This is a genomic window from Paenibacillus sp. NPDC101420, assembly GCF_050277435.1.
In the GTDB taxonomy this organism is placed as follows: Bacteria; Bacillota; Bacilli; order Paenibacillales; family Paenibacillaceae; genus Paenibacillus_AQ.
In genome coordinates, this window is sequence record NZ_JBNNSE010000002.1 from 1,320,648 (window position 1) to 1,338,343 (window position 17,696).

Here is a 17,696-nt window from a genome sequence, read left to right on the forward strand (position 1 = left end):
AACTGTTGCGAATGAAGGGCTCAGAAGCATCTCTGCGGAGAAACCAGATCTCTGGTGAAAGCAATCGCTTAGAAGATACATATGATACTCTACCTTCCGATAAGGCCCATAAACAGTGCTATAACATACTCGTGTATAATTTGAGCGTTCTGCAGATCACTCCACTAGGAGCAGGCCCAGGTATGCGCGCAGCCTCCGATTTGCTAGCCGGGGCTGTGCGAATGGATAGAGTCGATAGCAGTGAATCAATGGGGGCTGCACCAGGAGTATGGCGTGGAGTAATGAAATTACTTCAGCGTATTGCTGTTCGGACTTTGTACAGCTTGGGGCTGGATAGCGGTGAGGTCCTCCTGAGGGCAATGGGGAACCGGAGGTATGTCGTGGAGGGAGTCACTCCACTACTACAGAGTTCCGGCAAATCATTGCCAGAGCCTTATCGTTCCGCAGCATTAGCGCTGGAACGGAGCCTTGCTCTGGAGCAGCCAGGCCGCAGCGGCCTGCTCATGGGTATGGACCCGGAGTTTATCATCCTCCGGGAGTCCACGGGCCGCGTCGTGCCTGCGTCGCGGTACCTGCCGACGGACGGCGTCGCAGGCTGCGACGCCGGACCTCCGGGAACGCGCGGCGCGTTCCCGGTTGCCGAGCTGCGCCCTCAGCCGCGCGGGGAACCACGCGCGCTGCTGGCGCAGCTGATGTCCGCCGCGGCTACGGCGGACCGGCTCATCGCCGACCGCACGCTGCGCTGGCAGGCGGGAGGCATGCCGCTGACGGGCTGGGCCCTCGGCGGCCATTTGCACTTCAGCGGCGTGACGCTGACGGCGCCGCTCTTGCGCGCGCTCGACAACTATCTCGCGCTGCCGATGCTTTTGCTTGAGGACGTCCGCGCAGGGGCGCGTCGTCCTCGTTACGGTGTGCTCGGCGATTTCCGGATTCAGCCGCATGGCGGCTTTGAGTACCGGACTTTGCCGAGCTTCCTGGTATCCCCGGTCATCGCTAAAGGCGCGGTCTATCTGGCTCATCTTATCGTGAGCCATTATGAAGACCTGACGCTGCGCCCGCTCGACCGGGAAGACCTGCATATCGCCTACTACGGCGGCGATAAATCCCCGCTGCGCGACGCAGTACCCCCTCTGCTGGCGCAGCTACGCTCTCTAGGCGGCTACGAGAAGGCCGCCCAATACATAGAGCCTTTATTTCAGTATATCGCCTCTAAACGAACGTGGGATGAATCTCGCGATATCCGTGAGCTGTGGTGCAGCAAAGTTAAAGCTTGAGCTTATATTTCAAAATATTAGAAAGTATTAGTTTTTCACATATCCCTTATATCTAATATTTCTCGCATAAACGCTTACCGTCCTAATAAGGACGCCGAAGGCGTTTATGCTTGTCTACATGTACATGATGCTCCAAGAGCCGATATCTTGAAATCCAAGTCGTTTGTAAATGACCCCAGCATGAGGGTTGTCATAAAAGAGGCATAAAGATTTCCCTTCAGAGAGCAAGTCTGTGCATAGCTGTGCAACTACGCTTGTAGCTAATCCTTGCTCTCTGAATGCTTGATGAGTGGCAACCCCTACGATCATAGCTGACATGGAATTTTCCGCTGATGTTGAGGCCGTTGTAATCACCTGATCTTCACGTTTCATATAATACGTACGGCCAGTGCCAGTCGCCAATGTTTTACGTAGGCTAGTTCTCGATCCATCCCGACTGCTTTCAAACTCTTCTATTGTATCCGTAAGCGAACAAATCGCTTCCACATCCTGGATGGTTGCTTTATTAATGTTATCAACGGAAGAAGAGTACTGTTTAATTTTGGTATTCATTTCCTTAAGCTCAGCAAAGTACAATTGCTTTTCTTGTTTAAAGTTAATTACTCCGTCAAAGGCTTTTACCACTTCGGTTACAGCAGAAATCATATGAATATCGTTATCTTGTCGCATGATAGTAGCGAATCCTTCCACATCAAACGGCCCATCCGCGTAAGGAAGATAGCTTCTATAAAAACGTAATAAAACGGCTTTTATAAGGCCGTCAGTTGGATCTATCTCTCCCCACAATGCCATAAAATCCTGTTCAAACCCGAAATTCTCTACATCTCCAATGATGAACAAATTAAGAGCAGGCTCTTTCTGTAGCAACGCCATTAGAAGTTCCCGATCATCCTCCGTAAGTCTTCTTATCATTTGATATTCTCCTTTTATTTTCTTATGATCTAACGCTCTGTGTTAAGATTTTACAATATTAAAAAGCAGAAGAATACACCTCTTTCTAATGAACGATGGATGCTTGAAATATATACAGAAGGTACTACACATTGAGCTTCAGTAATAGTGTCGGATTTCGTGATTTTTTGTCTGAGGATCGAGAAGAATGAACTTCTATGCGGTTGCATGGTGACTTTGTACGCAAATTTTCTGTTATAATGGAGGACAGCAATAAATAGGCATGGAGGTTGACCATGGCACAATATACGCCGATGATTGAGCAATATTTAAAAGTGAAGGAAGGGGCAAAGGATGCCTTCCTATTTTTTAGACTGGGCGATTTCTATGAAATGTTCTTTGAAGATGCCATTTTGGCTTCCAAGGAGCTTGAAATTACGTTGACAGGTCGCGAAGGCGGGGGCGCAGAGAAGATCCCGATGTGTGGAGTACCTTATCACGCCGCCGAGGGTTATATTCAACGCCTGATTGAAAAAGGATATAAAGTCGCTATTTGTGAGCAATTAGAGGATGCTTCTGTCACAAAGGGAATGGTGAAACGGGATATCGTACGTGTCGTGACACCTGGAACAGTTATGGATGGAAAAATCATTGCCGACAAAAGCAACAATTATCTTGTTTGTGTAACCGAAAGTGATGGGATGATGGCATTAGCTGCATGTGATTTAACTACAGGTGAATTGTATGTTACTTCAGTGTTATCTGGTGCAGAGTGGCTGCGCGATGAGATTGGCATTTATGAACCGGCTGAGATCATCGGAGACCCGACGTTATTGGAGCTTTTACGTAGTGAAACGCCTCTGTTGGCGAAACCTGTTGTGTACACACCTTGGGAGAAACGTGAGGAGGAGCTGGCACGTCGACAATTCGGTGAAGCCGCATGGGTTCGTCTGGAGAAAGAACGTGGACAATGTCTAGCACTGCTAATCTCCTATCTAAACGAGACACAACGGCGTTCAATGGGACAACTTAGTCAAATTTCTCCTTATGAACCAGGTAATTATATGATTCTTGATCCGTTCACACGCCGAAATCTGGAGCTAACAGAGACGGTCCGAGAACGTTCTAAAAAAGGATCTCTTCTATGGCTACTAGACCGTACCGAAACATCCATGGGTGCGCGATTGTTACGTCGCAGAATAGATAAACCGCTATTGCAGCGCGCTCCGATCGAACGTCGTCTAGAAGCAGTTGATTATTTGTACAATCAGTTTATTGTTCGAGAGGACCTGCGTTTAGCGTTGAAGGAAATTTATGATTTAGAGCGGCTGGTAGGTCGTATTGCCTTTGGTAGTGCGAATGGTCGTGACATGAATGCCTTAAAGCTATCACTGGCACAAATCCCTGCTTTGAAGGAATTATGTATGACTTCGGGATCTGCAACCCTACGCGAGATCGGTGCTAGCATGGATGAATGTGCCGAGATACGGGAGGATATAGATCGAGCAATTGTTGAAGATGCGCCGGTGTCCGTGAGAGACGGAGGAATTATCCGTTCTGGTTATCATGCCCGGTTGGACGAGCTGCGGGAAGCTAGCAGTAATGGTAAACGTTGGATCGCCGAACTGGAAGCGAAAGAACGCCAAGCCACTGGCATCAAATCACTGAAGATCGGATATAACAAAATCTTCGGTTATTTCATAGAGATCACCAAATCCAATCTGGCTTCGTTGCCGGAAGGGCGTTATGAACGTAAGCAGACGCTTGCAAATGCAGAGCGATTTGTTACACCTGAGCTTAAAGAGAAAGAGGCACTGATTCTTGAAGCGCAAGATAAAATGACAGATTTGGAGTACAGCCTGTTTACTGAACTGCGTGATCGAATCAGCGGCCAAATTCCGCGACTGCAGAATCTTGCAGAAAAGGTAGCTGAGATTGATGTGTATCAATGTCTGGCAGCCGTCAGTGCCGAGCATCGCTTCGTAAAACCCGTCCTATCGGATGGGTACGATCTTCGACTTGAAGGTGGTCGGCATCCTGTCGTGGAGGCTGTGTTAAAGGATTCGGCATTTATAGCAAACGGAAGTACGCTAAGTAAAGAAGATGGAAATATTCTTTTGATCACTGGTCCTAATATGGCTGGGAAAAGTACCTATATGCGGCAGGTTGCACTCATTTGTATTATGGCTCAAATTGGCTGTTTCGTTCCAGCCACCAGTGCAGAAGTTCCGCTAATTGATCGAATCTTTACTCGTATTGGGGCAGCTGATGATTTGATCGGAGGTCAGAGTACATTTATGGTAGAAATGGCCGACATACAGGTCATGACAGAAAAAGCAACAGCCCGGAGTTTAATTATCATAGATGAGCTTGGTAGAGGAACATCGACGAGTGAGGGCATGGCGATTGCACAAGCGGTAATTGAGTATGTGCACGATACCATTTCTTGCAAAGCTTTAGTTTCGACGCATTTTCATGAATTGGCTCACTTAGAAGAAAGTCTTAAAGGGCTTAAGAATTACTCTATGGCCGTACAGGAGAGCGGGGATAAAGTTAACTTCCTGCGTAAGCTTGTTCCGGGAGCGGCAGACAGTAGCTATGGGATTTATTGTGCACGCCTAGCTGGGCTTCCTGAAGGGATCATTGATCGTGCTTACGGTCTGCTTCAGAGTATCGAGCAGGCGGCTCATCCAGGTGGTTCCTCTATTCATTATGGGGGTGGACTAGAAAGTCAGGCCGCTGCAAAAGAGGTCGCAACTACATCTACCCAACAACCCGATAATGTCATCGCAGAAACTTCGGGGATTCCTGCAGACTCCTATTCATCAATAGCAGATGAAGTAGTTCAACTGTCTATCTTTGGCGAGGAAGAACCACGTAAGAATCGGAAAGGTAGTGCAAATCAGTCGGCTGTAGTAACTGAAGTACAAGAGAATCCTGCGATAAAAGAATTCATCACTTCTGTGCGTAACGCAGATCTTATGAATATGACTCCGCTTCAGGCTATGAGTCTGCTGAACGACCTGAAGATGAAAGCAAAGGATCTTTAATTATTGATTGCCTAAATAAGAGGTGAATGAAATTGGCCAAAATTCATATATTGGACGAGCATATTGCCAACCAGATTGCTGCGGGTGAAGTTGTAGAGCGACCAGCTTCTGTTGTGAAGGAGCTAGTTGAGAATGCTATTGACGCAGGAAGCACAAGGATTGAGGTTTCGGTGGAGGAAGGCGGTTTACAGAGCATCCGAGTGAAAGATAACGGCTCAGGGATCGAGCCTGAGGATTGCGAGACCGCTTTTTATCGCCATGCTACAAGTAAAATCGCTAATGGGCGTGATCTATTCCAGATCACTAGCTTAGGGTTCCGTGGTGAGGCGCTCCCCAGTATTGCTGCGGTATCCAAAGTCTCTCTTCTAACGGCTACTGCCGATGACGGCAAAGGACGCCTGATTGATATTGAGGGTGGTAATTTAATTCGGAATGAAGATTCCCCTTCGGGCCGTGGGAGCGATTTAGCGGTGCGTGAATTATTTTTTAACACACCGGCACGGCTGAAATACATGAAGAGTATCCAGACGGAGCTTGGTCATATATCGGATGCCATGTATCGAATGGCGTTAGCCCATCCGGGAATCTCTTTTACCTTGCATCATAATGGCAATCAGCTGCTGCACACGCTTGGTAATGGTGATCTGCTGCAAGTGATCGCAGCGGTGTACGGAACCTCCGCAGCTAAGGCTATGTTGCCGATTACGGCAGAGGACTTGGATTATCGTATTTCTGGTTATATAAGTCGTCCGGAATGGACACGCTCAAATCGAAACGCAGTGACTACCATTGTGGGAGGACGATATATTCGCAGCAATGGTCTGAACGCAGCGATCATGCGTGCTTATCATACTTTACTTCCGATTAATCGCTATCCACTGCTGGTGCTCGAACTGGACATGCATCCTTCACTTGTGGATGTCAATGTTCATCCAGCTAAGCTGGAGGTTCGGTTTAGTAAGGAGAATGAGCTTTACACGTTTGTTGAACAAGAAATTCGTAAAGTGTTGTTAGGGCAAAGTTTGATACCGCGTCCCGGTAAAGAAACCATTGGGCCAAAGGGCAGCAGTTCATTTATACAGGAGCAGTTTGCTTTTTCTAAAGGGTCAGTTCCGGCACCCCCACCGTCTGAGGTGGGCAAGGATCCAGTTCCTCAGGGATCTGGTAGTTCCTTTAGTAGACAACAACCATCAAATGTTGAACAGAGCGCCAGGGAGATCAGAAAAGAGGGGCAGATTGATACTCCGATGACCCGTGAAACGGCTCCATCCTACGGGTCAGGATACCAGTCTTCCTCTTCACAAGGACGTCAAAATAATGTGAGCAACAACTATGCTAATGGGTATCGCCCGCAAGAAACTTCATCCCTGCAGAAGCAGATTCCTTCTGCCCAAGCGTTATGGGCACCGCCAGTCGATGAAGAACCTGGGCTTCCTGCCTTCCCGGAACTAAATTATATCGGACAGCATCATGGGACTTATATTATCGCTCAGAATGACGGCGGACTGTATCTCATTGATCAACATGCGGCACACGAACGCATAAATTACGAGTTTTTTTATGAGAAGTTCGGTCGTCCTGAAGACGCTTCTCAGGATCTGCTTTTGCCAATTACACTTGAGTTCACGCCTTCGGAAAGTCGTCAACTTAGTGAACGTCTACATTGGTTTCAGCAGGCTGGAGTGTACCTTGAACATTTTGGAGGACAGACTTTTCTGATTCGATCTTTGCCGTATTGGTTTCCTGAAGGCGAGGAGAAGGCGATCGTTGAAGAAATGGCGGAGTGGGTCTTGAGTGAACGATTGATTGACCTAGCAAAGCTACGAGAGAAATCGTCTATTCTATGCTCGTGTAAAGCCTCCATCAAAGCCAACCAGAAACTAACAGAACAGGAAGTCGAGGCATTGTTGTCACGTCTGGCAGCATGCAGACAGCCGTATACTTGTCCACATGGGCGTCCGATTGTGATTTCTTTTTCATCCTATGATTTAGAGAAATTGTTCAAACGGGTGATGTAATTGTACGATTAGAAATTTGTTTATAGCAAGACTGGAGGCAACATGATTATAACTACGGGTTATAGCCCGATAATGGATATTGTAGAGCGAGCTCAGAATCTCGCAGAGAGAACGGGCTGTAAATACGCTCCACGCGAGAAATTCTCTATACCCAAGATGGTGGAACACTACGGAGATGAGGATATACTAATTCTTTCTCAAGAAGCCGTTCGTTTACACCGATTAGGGATGGAGCCTATGGAGTTTCACCCAAGCATGGGTTTTGTTCGTGCGAAACGGATTCTAAAGGGTGAAATAGAACCGATGCTTGTCGCTGCTCGAATGCTTCCCGGAGATAGCGTACTAGATTGCACAGCGGGTCTTGGTGCTGATTCTTTGCTATTTGCTGTGCATGGTGGCGAGTCCTCAGAGATTACCGCTCTGGAGAGCTCATTGCCGCTGTATGCACTGCTCTATGAAGGGATGCGGCATTATACCTCTGGGCAAGTAAGGGTTAATGAGGCCTTGCGTAGAATTAATGTCGTCCATAGTGAACACTTGGACTACTTACGTGCTCTACCGGATCGCAGTGTAGATATTGTGTACTTCGATCCTATGTTCCGAGTGCCGCTGACCGGTTCTGCTTCGATTTCCCCGCTGCGGCAGTTTGCTAATCGTGCAGCACTATCACTAGAGAGTGTGGCTGAGGCGGTAAGAGTTGCACGTAAAACTGTTCTTTTGAAAGAAAAGGCTCTGAGCGGCGAATTCGAAAGGCTTGGCTTTATAGAGCTGCTCCGGAGCAACTCCAAAACATCGTACGGGGTGATACACATTGACAACTAAAGAGAGACATATGGTTCTAGTCTTACTAGGACCAACAGCCGTAGGTAAAACCAGGTTAAGTTTGGAGCTTGCGGCTGCATATAACGCAGAGATTATTTCTGGAGATTCGATGCAGGTTTATCGTGGTATGGATATTGGTACAGCTAAGATTACTCCAGCTGAGATGATGGGAATTCCTCACCACCTAATCGACATTCATGATCCACAGGACCCATATTCTGCTGCTGAATTTCAGGAACAAGGTAGCAGACTTATCGAAGAGATAAGCAGTCGTGGGAAACTTCCATTTATTGTTGGGGGAACGGGTCTCTATATTGAGTCCTTATGTTACGGTTTTCAATTCTCTGAAGCTGTGGCTGACGAAGCTTTCCGTAAAGAACAGGATCAATTTGCAGAAGAACATGGAGCGCTTGCACTGCATGCCAGACTTGAAGCCGTTGATCCGGTCAGTGCAGCGAAATTGCATCCGAATGACCGCCGTAGAATTATACGGGCACTGGAAATTCATCACCAGACAAACACCACACTTTCTGCTTCTCATGCAGCTCAAAAGAAGGAGTCGCCCTATGACTTATGCCTTATCGGTTTGACAATGGACCGGAAAATACTATATAAACGTATTGAGGACCGAATTGATAGCATGCTTGCGGATGGTCTTGTTGCTGAGGTGAAGGGACTGCTGGAAAACGGCTACAGCAGAAGCCTTGTGTCCATGCAGGGACTGGGCTACAAGGAAATTGCCGCTTACCTCGCAGGGGAACTGACGCTTGAGGAAGCTGTGATACTGCTTAAACGCGATACTCGCCGATTCGCCAAAAGACAGTTGTCATGGTTTCGCCACATGAAGGAAATCGAGTGGATCGATGTCGAAGGTGAGCAAAACTTTTCTGAGAATTTCTCGAAAATACGTGCTATAATAGCAGGAAAGTTTCTCTCAGGTCTTGAATATACTTCTGAACAATATAATTGAACCATTGGGGGTACGTCATATGAACAAGTCCATTAACATCCAAGATACATTCTTGAACCAACTACGCAAAGAAAATATCCCTGCTACAGTATATTTGACCAACGGTTTTCAAATCCGGGGAATTATTAAAGCATTCGACAATTTTACAATCGTTATTGACAGTGATGGACGCCAGCAAATGGTGTATAAGCACGCGATTTCCACTTTTACACCACAGCGCAGTGTGTCACTTATGCAGGACAATAGTAACGAAGAATAACATTAACAAAATTGAAGTGAAACCTTTCTTGTTAATAAATCGTTTGAATAGAGTGTGAGAGAGCAACCTGAGAAGGTTGTTCTTTTCATTCAGAGAAGTCCATACATGATTTATTCAAGGAAGGGAGTCAGGAGGCATCATGTCTAGAGATGATACATCAAGGACGAACAACAATAGAAATAGAGGATCGTCCAGTACCAATTCAAAACCAAAACCGAAAAGTAAGAAGAAAAAGAAGTTTTTGACTAAAAAGCGTGTGCTGTGGAGCTTGTTCTTTGCTACAGCGTTGGCCATTTTCTGTGCGCTTGGCGGTTATCTGTTCATTATGCTGAATGGGCAAAAACTTCTCCTAGAGAACCAAGACAAACTGACCGTAAATGAAACTACAAAAGTATATGACCGCAATGCTAATTTAATCGGCGAATTATCGCTTGAGAAAAGCGATCCTGTAGAGTATGAGAAGATTCCACCGTTATTGATCAATGCCTTTGTGGCCACAGAAGATAAACGCTTCTTTGAGCATTCTGGTGTGGATTTATGGTCAATCGGCCGGGCAGCGGTAAAAGATATTGCTGCACGCAGCATGGTAGAAGGTGGTAGTACCATTACTCAGCAGCTGGCTAAAAACATCTTTTTGACACGGGATAAAACATTTTTCCGTAAAGCGACTGAGGTATCCATTGCTGTAGCATTGGAGAACCAGAAATCTAAAGAAGAGATCATTACGATGTACCTGAACCGAATAAACTTTGGGGGTACGATCTACGGAATTAAAGCAGCATCTGAAAGATATTTTGGTAAGAGTGATCTGAATGATCTGAAAGTTTGGGAAATTGCGACACTGGCTGCGATGCCTAAGGGACCGTCTCGTTACAACCCTCTGCGTAACCCGGATCTTTCAAAGGAACGTCGTGCAGTAGTACTTCAGCTCATGTACGAACAAGGTTATATTACGGAGCAAGAGAGAGACGAAGCACAAGCCGTGGATTATAATTATAAGCCACCTGAAAAGAAACAGCGTTATCAAGCTTTTATTGACTTCGCAGTGGAAGAAGCAGAAGAGAAGTTTGGACTATCCGAAGATGATCTGAATATTGGTGGTTACAAGATATACACCACGATGGATAAGCACGCTCAAGAAACCGTAGAAGATGCTTTTGCAGACAGTGATAACTTCGAGAAGAGTGTAGACGACGAACTGGTACAAGGTTCTATGACCATCGTGAATCAAGAGAATGGCGGCATTGTCGCACTTCTAGGTGGACGGAATTATGAGAAAAAAGGCTATAGCCGTGTAAATGGCAGCCGACGTTCTCCTGGTTCAGCCTTTAAACCAATCGTTGCTTATGCTCCAGCACTGGAAACTGGAAAGTACGACAAGTATTCTACGTTAAGCAACGAGAAGCAGTGTTTTTCCAACTATTGCCCAACTAACCTTCACGGATATTCCAAGAGTATTAGTATGAGTGATGCTATACAGAAATCAGAGAATATTCCTTCGGTCTGGTTGCTTAATGAAATTGGAGTGAATACCGGATTTAAGTTTGCCAAGAAATTGGGGATTGGACTGGAAGACGAGGACAAGAACCTCTCACTGGCTCTCGGAGGTATGAGCAAAGGAACGAATACACTGGAAATGGCACAAGCTTACAGTGCTTTTGCAAATGGCGGTGAACTTCGAGAATCATATTCCATTAAATCGATCACTGATAGTAGTGGAGAGACCGTCTTCAAGGCTAATACAACGCCTGAGCGTGTTATGAGTAAGCAAACGGCTTATCAAATGACCGAGATGATGCAAAAGGTTGTAGAGAGTGGTACGGGTAGAAAAGCAAGGATTGATCGTCCAGTTGCTGGTAAGACCGGTACGACTCAAAGTGGATATTCTGGAATCAGCTCGAACCGTGATGTTTGGTTTGTGGGATATACACCTGAATGGACAGCTGCTGTTTGGATGGGTTATGACAAGCCAAGCAAGAAACATCTGCTTAAGAATAGCAGTGGGCTTGCCGCAGCATTCTGGGGTAAAGTGATGGAGGAAGCGTTAAGGGATGTTCCTAAGAAGTCCTTCCCACAGCTAGATAATGAAATCGCTCCTGCACCTACAGAAACACCTGAACCAGCTAAGAATGTTAGTGGACTTACTGCAGCTTATGATCCATCTACGATGACAGTAAATCTGGGCTGGCAGGCAGTTCCTGTTGCGGGTGTAGAATATCGTATTTATCGTAGAGAGACATCCGAGGCTGATTTCGGTTTACTGTTAAATACGGTCACGACTAGTGCAGGAGACTTTAGTGCAATGCCTGGTCTGGTTTACGAGTATTATGTTACTTCCTACGATCCTGCAACCCAAGTAGAAAGTGAACCATCGAATGTGGTTACTGTCTCTGTGCAGGATGAGATGCCAACACCTGAGCCGACCATTGATCCTAATCTCCCGACACCAACCCCTGAGAATGGTGGAGACAATGGCTGGGATAATGGCAACGGTGGTAATAATGGTGGTGGCAACGATGGAAGCGGGAATAATGGTGGAACAGGAACCTTGCCTGAATTCACTACGCCTCCACCGTCAGCAACACCGATACCTACTGCTCCGCCAGATGTACCTTCTGGAGGCGGAAGTTCGGGGAATGACAGTGGTAATGCAACACAAAGCCCTGATCAAGAGGCTAGTAATATGAATGGTGATTCTTCTGTTCAATAGTGATGCTTTGAATTTATGAAGTTAGCTTTTCTTTTCCTGAGGCTGTCTCAAAAGTAGTGAATGCTACTTATGGGACAGCTTCTTTCTTTTATAACTCCATATTTTTCTAATCGAATCTGTGATAAAAATTTGCTGTATTTTGCGGGATGTTTTGAGTGTATCCTCTAAATGTGGTAAGCTGAAGAAACCATACTGGAGAGGGTAATTTCTATGAAACGTAAATTCGGAGACCGGGCCAACTGGCGCCGGATTACGCGTCGCCATTTTGCCTGCCGCTATGTGGAGAGCCGGGAATTCAGCGGATATATTACGCTTTATACCATCTACGGGCTGAAAGAACCACTGTGGAAGAGCTATGGACGGCATACATATCGTATTGCGGATAAAGGTTATTCCTGGCTGCAATATTTCCCAAAAGACAGTCACTATATTGTGACGGCTATGTTCGACGAACGGCAAAATATCATTCAATGGTACATAGACACCTGCAAGGTGCAGGGCGTCACAGACCAAGGCGTTCCATGGTTTGATGATTTGTATCTGGATGTGGTTGTGCTTTGGAACGGCGAGGTTTTCTTGCTTGATGAGGATGAATTAGAGGAAGCGCTGGAGAGGGAAGATATTTCCGAGAGTGATTATAAACTCGCCTGGGAGACAGCCAATACTATTTTACGCGGCATCGATGCTCATGCTTTCCCTTATTTCTCACTATCTTTGAAGCATCGTGCCGAATTATTTCATCATGGAGAATTCAGGAGGAAATAAAGAAATGGAATGGTATGTCTACGGAAGAGGGTCTTCCCCGATTCGGATTGTTTCCAAAAAACGCAGATTCTGGACGAAACGAACGTTGCTTATCGCTTTATCGATAATTGTGATTGCTGGATTGTTGTGGTGTGCTTATGCGTTAAACAATATTAATAAAGCTGCCACCACAGATCCTATGCAAAAGGCGGATGTTGGGATCATTCTTGGCATGTCGATGTGGGGGGATGAGCCTAGCCCAGGACTTAAGGAACGGCTGGATTACGGACTGAAGCTTTATCAAAAAGGGATGTTCCCACATCTTATTGTATCTGGTGGTTTAGATAAACCTGATTTACAATACACAGAAGCTCAAGGAATGCGTAATTATTTGGTTGCTAAAGGAGTGCCAGATAGCGCCATTTACGTAGAGAATGAAGCTACCAGCACTTACGAGAATCTTTTGTTTAGTAAAGAGATTATGGCACGAGAAGGTTTGTCCTCAACAATAATCATTACGCATACTTATCATGGGTGGCGGGCTCATGAAATTGCTGGCGAGCTTGGATATGTGAATCCTGAGCTGGGACTTACAGAATCCACCGTTCTATCGATGACAAGACATAAAACACGTGAGATTCTAGCCTATACGAAATGGAAGCTTCAGCAGCTATTCCTGTGATTTGTCCAAAAAATCCCGAATCTTCTAATAACACTTCATTTACTGGAATAGACTTGATTAGAGAAGTCAGCCCTGGATAATGAGGTGATACCGATGAGCGGACGCGTAGCAGCGGCCAGTGGACGGGAGGAAGAAAGACCGTCTCGACAAATCAATATTGTATTGCGGAGTCAAGAGCCTCCGGCTATAACTAACCCTTCTGGAGAGAGTCGGCCGGTACCTCCAAAAAATCACGGCCACACTAGCCTATTCCAAGAGTTAACGCAAGAATTGGAAGGTTTAGTGGGTCTGGACAATATCAAAGAGCTAGTCTTTGAAATCTACGCCTTGTTACAAATTGCTCAAATGCGAACTGAGGCAGGACTTGCAAGCGGCGGGCAAGCTTATCACATGGTTTTTAAAGGGAATCCCGGAACTGGCAAGACAACCGTGGCTAGAATCGTGGCTAAGCTGTTCCAGCGTATGGGTGTACTGACCAAAGGACATCTTATTGAGGTGGAGAGGGCCGACCTTGTAGGAGAATACATCGGTCATACTGCACAGAAGACTCGCGACCTGGTAAAAAAGGCTTTGGGCGGTATTTTGTTTATCGATGAGGCTTATAGCCTTGCTCGGGGTGGAGAAAAGGATTTTGGGAAAGAAGCGATTGATACGCTCGTCAAGGCCATGGAGGATCATCGCAGTCAATTTATACTTATCTTAGCGGGGTACTCTGGAGAGATGGAGTATTTTTTGATGAGCAATCCCGGATTGCCTTCACGGTTTCCGATACAAGTGGAATTTCCTGATTATACGATCGATCAACTGCTGCAAATCGCTGAACTGATGGCAAAAGATCGCGACTATATTTTGATGCCACAGGCGATACTCAAGTTAAAGCAGCATTTGTTAGTAGAGAAGACGGAGAGTCTTCATGCTTTCAGTAATGCGAGGTATGTTCGCAACGCCATTGAGAAAGCTGTTCGGGGTCAGGCTGTCAGACTGTTAAACCAGTATGAAAGTACCAGCCCAGGCAAGCAGGAATTAATGACGCTTCGAACTGAGGATTTCAAATTATGAATTACAGGATACTATCACCGTCATAAGGAGCATGACATACATGGCAATAACTACGCATGATACGGAAACAGATGTACAAGATCGAGCGATATTGGTAAGTCTCGTCACAGATAAAATTAAAAGAACCGGAATTGATCCAGAGCTTTCACTACAGGAATTAGTGCAATTAGCCGAAACGGCTGGTGTTGAAGTTCTGGATGTGCTGCGTCAAAACAAGGAAACACCTGATTCTAGATGGTTTATTGGTAAAGGTAAAGTAGAAGAGCTACGGATGGCTGCTGATGCTCTCGGGGCTAATACAGCTATCTTTGATCAAGAATTGTCAGGAGCCCAAGTACGGAACCTTGAGGAGGCTCTGGATCTTAAGATTATTGACCGGACGCAGCTTATTCTGGATATATTTGCGGGGCGTGCGAAGACGCGAGAAGGAATTATTCAGGTAGAGCTGGCACAATTGTCCTATCTGTTACCCCGGCTTTCCGGCCAAGGGAAGAACCTATCCAGACTAGGTGGCGGAATTGGTACCAGAGGTCCGGGTGAAAGTAAGCTGGAAACTGATCGCCGACATATTCGTGATCGGATTACGGAGCTGAAACGCCAGCTGGATGAGGTTGTTAAGACTCGTGAGCTACATCGGGAGCGTCGCCGCAAGGCGGGAGCAGTGCAAGTCGCACTTGTTGGGTATACGAATGCAGGGAAATCAACGCTACTTAAGCAACTAACCGATGCGGATGTCTATATTGAAAACCAGTTGTTTGCCACACTGGACCCTACTTCACGTGTACTTGAGCTAGCAGGTGGTAAAGAGGTTGTGCTGACGGATACTGTAGGCTTCATTCAGAATCTTCCGCATGATCTTGTCGCATCTTTCCGTGCAACGCTGGAGGAAGTGAATGAGGCCAATTTGGTGCTACATGTGGTGGATGCCTCTTCACCAATGCGTGAGGAGCAGATGGAGATTGTCCAATCCATCTTGCAGGATCTAGGTGCATCTGGTACACCGCAAATCGTACTTTTTAATAAAATTGATCTATGTCAGCCTGAGCAACTGGAAATGTTGCCTACAGGTACAGGGTACTTGAAGATCAGTGCATTTAATCCTGAAGATTTAACTCGGATTACCGAAATGATCGCCGATGAACTGGCTGGCGACACACTCAACTTCCGCATTCCCGGAGACCGAGGTGACATTTCTTCCTTGCTCTACAGGGTGGGAGAGGTTCTGGAAACGACATATGATGAGAACGATGTGCTCTATAACGTTCGTCTTAATAAAGAGGATTATGACAAATGGGGTTACATGCTTGCTGATTTTGTGGACCAGCAGTAATCTTGTCAGTCATTCCTAAGGTGGAAATGCTTCGTTTATAGGTATAAAATAATAGCTAATCTAGAAAGCGTCAGTTTACTGCCGCTTTCTGTCATTATGATGGCAAGTAAATGTAAGGAGCGAATAAGAACGAATGGTAGTTTTTGCAGAGGATATTTTGAGCGCGGCAGAGGCCGCAGAAGTTGAAATAGAAGGCGCTGTCAAAGCCCTTGATCGTATTGTAGATAAGAATCAGTGGAAGGTTATAGAAGCGTTCCAGCGTCATCAAGTCAGTGATTTTCACTTTGCCGGTTCAACGGGGTATGCGTATAATGACCGTGGCCGTGAAGTGTTGGATCTTGTCTATGCTGACGTTTTTGGTGCGGAATCTGCTCTGGTTCGCCCGCATTTCGCTTCAGGAACACACACCATATCAACAGCCCTATTTGGTGTACTGCGTCCAGGAGATGAGCTGCTATACATCACAGGACGTCCGTACGATACCTTACATAAGGTAATTGGTCACACAGGGGATGGGACAGGTTCACTCGCAGATTTCGGAATTACTTACCGGGAGGTTGCTCTTACTGCAGATGGCAAGATCGATTGGGATGAGGTAGCTCTCGCTATTAACGAAAATACTAAAGTGATTGGAATCCAAAGGTCACGAGGATATGATTGGCGTGCTTCTTTCACAGTGGCTGAAATTGGTGAAATGACTTCGAGGGTAAAGGTGTTGAAACCGGAAGTGATTGTCTTCGTAGACAATTGTTATGGTGAGTTTACCGAAGATCTTGAGCCTCCACAGGTTGGTGTGGATCTAGTAGCAGGATCGTTAATTAAGAATCCGGGTGGCGGTATTGCTGAGACAGGCGGTTATATTTGTGGCCGACAGGATCTTGTAGAATTGGCAGCTTATCGATTAACCGCTCCTGGCATAGGTGGTGAAGTAGGGGCTATGTTAGGAACAACACGTGGGCTTTACCAAGGGTTATTTATGGCACCACACACGGTCGGACAAGCTTTAAAAGGGAGTATTTTTGCTGCATCCGTATTTCAGCGTTGCGGGTTTGAGACAAAGCCAGCCTGGAACGAGCCTCGTACAGATTTGATTCAGGCGGTTTCCTTTGATGGACCAGAACACTTAATTGCCTTTGTTCAGGGCATACAACGCGCTGCGGCTGTGGACAGCCATGTGGTACCAGAGCCTTGGGATATGCCAGGTTATGAACATCCTGTTATTATGGCTGCAGGTACGTTTATACAAGGTGGAAGCTTGGAGTTATCTGCAGATGCGCCTATACGGGCTCCTTATATTGGCTATATGCAAGGCGGGTTAACCTATTCACATGTTAAATATGGCGTTTTGATGGCACTTCAAAGTATGCGTGAAAGAAAATTGCTGTAAGAATATCTCACATACCATTGACACGCTGTATTAGGAAATGTACAATGAGATCAGAAAAAGATCATTGGAAGGTTGGATGAGTCATGGGTGATGAAATCCGCAGAAATATGGCATTATTTCCTATTGGAATTGTAATGAAGCTGACTGATTTGTCCGCGAGACAAATTCGTTATTATGAGCAGCACAGTCTGATCGTACCAGCACGTACGTCGGGGAATCAGCGTTTGTTCTCTTTTAATGATGTTGAGCGCCTATTAGAAATTAAAGCTCTGATCGAGAAGGGTGTTAATATTGCTGGCATTAAGCAAGTAATGAATCCTGTCTCTAAGGAATCTGAGGAAGCTACTGTTATTACCCCTGATACAGAGGTAAGACGTAGAGAGTTATCCGATTCCCAGCTTCACCGAATGCTGAAGCAAGAACTAGTTTCCGGTAAAAGACCGGGACAAGTGTCTCTGATTCAAGGTGAGTTATCCCGGTTTTTTAATAAATAATAATAT

14 protein-coding genes are annotated in these 17,696 nt (G+C 46.0%); 13 read left to right on the forward strand and 1 reads right to left on the reverse strand.

The window, feature by feature from the left end; translation table 11 throughout:
- Positions 1-380: 380 nt before the first annotated feature.
- On the forward strand, positions 381-1,274 hold the full coding sequence (locus ACQKMP_RS14910; RefSeq protein WP_427469651.1) for a putative amidoligase domain-containing protein: 894 nt from the start codon (positions 381-383) through the stop codon (positions 1,272-1,274).
- A 114-nt stretch (positions 1,275-1,388) separates the two neighbouring features.
- Here the strand turns inward: ACQKMP_RS14910 and ACQKMP_RS14915 are convergent, their stop codons facing one another.
- Positions 1,389-2,186, reverse strand: a complete 798-nt coding sequence (locus ACQKMP_RS14915; RefSeq protein WP_427469652.1) for a GNAT family N-acetyltransferase — start codon at positions 2,184-2,186, stop codon at positions 1,389-1,391.
- Between the two features lie 275 nt (positions 2,187-2,461).
- Between ACQKMP_RS14915 and mutS the strand changes: the two genes are divergently transcribed.
- The 12 genes from mutS to ACQKMP_RS14975 all read left to right on the forward strand — a co-directional run bounded on the left by mutS (position 2,462) and on the right by ACQKMP_RS14975 (position 17,690).
- The gene (gene mutS / locus ACQKMP_RS14920) at positions 2,462-5,215 is read left to right on the forward strand and encodes a DNA mismatch repair protein MutS (RefSeq protein WP_340970224.1); all 2,754 of its coding nucleotides are present in this window, start codon (positions 2,462-2,464) and stop codon (positions 5,213-5,215) included.
- A gap of 32 nt (positions 5,216-5,247) precedes the next feature.
- Positions 5,248-7,233 carry a DNA mismatch repair endonuclease MutL gene (gene mutL / locus ACQKMP_RS14925; RefSeq protein WP_081951145.1) on the forward strand — a complete coding sequence of 662 codons (1,986 nt, stop codon included), beginning with the start codon at positions 5,248-5,250 and terminating at the stop codon, positions 7,231-7,233.
- Positions 7,234-7,275: 42 nt separating this feature from the next.
- Entirely contained in the window at positions 7,276-8,055 is a 780-nt protein-coding gene (locus ACQKMP_RS14930; RefSeq protein WP_427469653.1) for a class I SAM-dependent methyltransferase, read from the forward strand.
- A gap of 10 nt (positions 8,056-8,065) precedes the next feature.
- Entirely contained in the window at positions 8,066-9,025 is a 960-nt protein-coding gene (gene miaA, locus ACQKMP_RS14935) for a tRNA (adenosine(37)-N6)-dimethylallyltransferase MiaA (protein WP_340974876.1), read from the forward strand.
- 19 nt (positions 9,026-9,044) lie between these two features.
- Positions 9,045-9,284 carry an RNA chaperone Hfq gene (hfq, locus tag ACQKMP_RS14940; protein WP_042128368.1) on the forward strand — a complete coding sequence of 80 codons (240 nt, stop codon included), beginning with the start codon at positions 9,045-9,047 and terminating at the stop codon, positions 9,282-9,284.
- Between the two features lie 139 nt (positions 9,285-9,423).
- Positions 9,424-11,994: a transglycosylase domain-containing protein gene (locus tag ACQKMP_RS14945; protein ID WP_042188891.1), complete on the forward strand. Its 2,571-nt coding sequence runs from the start codon at positions 9,424-9,426 to the stop codon at positions 11,992-11,994.
- A 210-nt stretch (positions 11,995-12,204) separates the two neighbouring features.
- Complete coding sequence (locus ACQKMP_RS14950; RefSeq protein ID WP_042128364.1) at positions 12,205-12,759, forward strand: DUF402 domain-containing protein; 555 nt, start codon at positions 12,205-12,207, stop codon at positions 12,757-12,759.
- A 4-nt stretch (positions 12,760-12,763) separates the two neighbouring features.
- The gene (locus ACQKMP_RS14955; protein ID WP_340970217.1) at positions 12,764-13,420 is read left to right on the forward strand and encodes a YdcF family protein; all 657 of its coding nucleotides are present in this window, start codon (positions 12,764-12,766) and stop codon (positions 13,418-13,420) included.
- A 93-nt stretch (positions 13,421-13,513) separates the two neighbouring features.
- Positions 13,514-14,479 (forward strand): AAA family ATPase, encoded by a 966-nt coding sequence (locus tag ACQKMP_RS14960; protein WP_042188887.1) that lies wholly within the window; start codon positions 13,514-13,516, stop codon positions 14,477-14,479.
- 40 nt (positions 14,480-14,519) lie between these two features.
- Complete coding sequence (gene hflX, locus ACQKMP_RS14965; RefSeq protein ID WP_042188885.1) at positions 14,520-15,809, forward strand: GTPase HflX; 1,290 nt, start codon at positions 14,520-14,522, stop codon at positions 15,807-15,809.
- A gap of 133 nt (positions 15,810-15,942) precedes the next feature.
- Complete coding sequence (locus tag ACQKMP_RS14970) at positions 15,943-17,196, forward strand: aminotransferase class I/II-fold pyridoxal phosphate-dependent enzyme (protein ID WP_042188884.1); 1,254 nt, start codon at positions 15,943-15,945, stop codon at positions 17,194-17,196.
- Between the two features lie 83 nt (positions 17,197-17,279).
- Complete coding sequence (locus ACQKMP_RS14975) at positions 17,280-17,690, forward strand: MerR family transcriptional regulator (RefSeq protein ID WP_042128355.1); 411 nt, start codon at positions 17,280-17,282, stop codon at positions 17,688-17,690.
- The last annotated feature ends 6 nt before the right edge of the window (positions 17,691-17,696 follow it).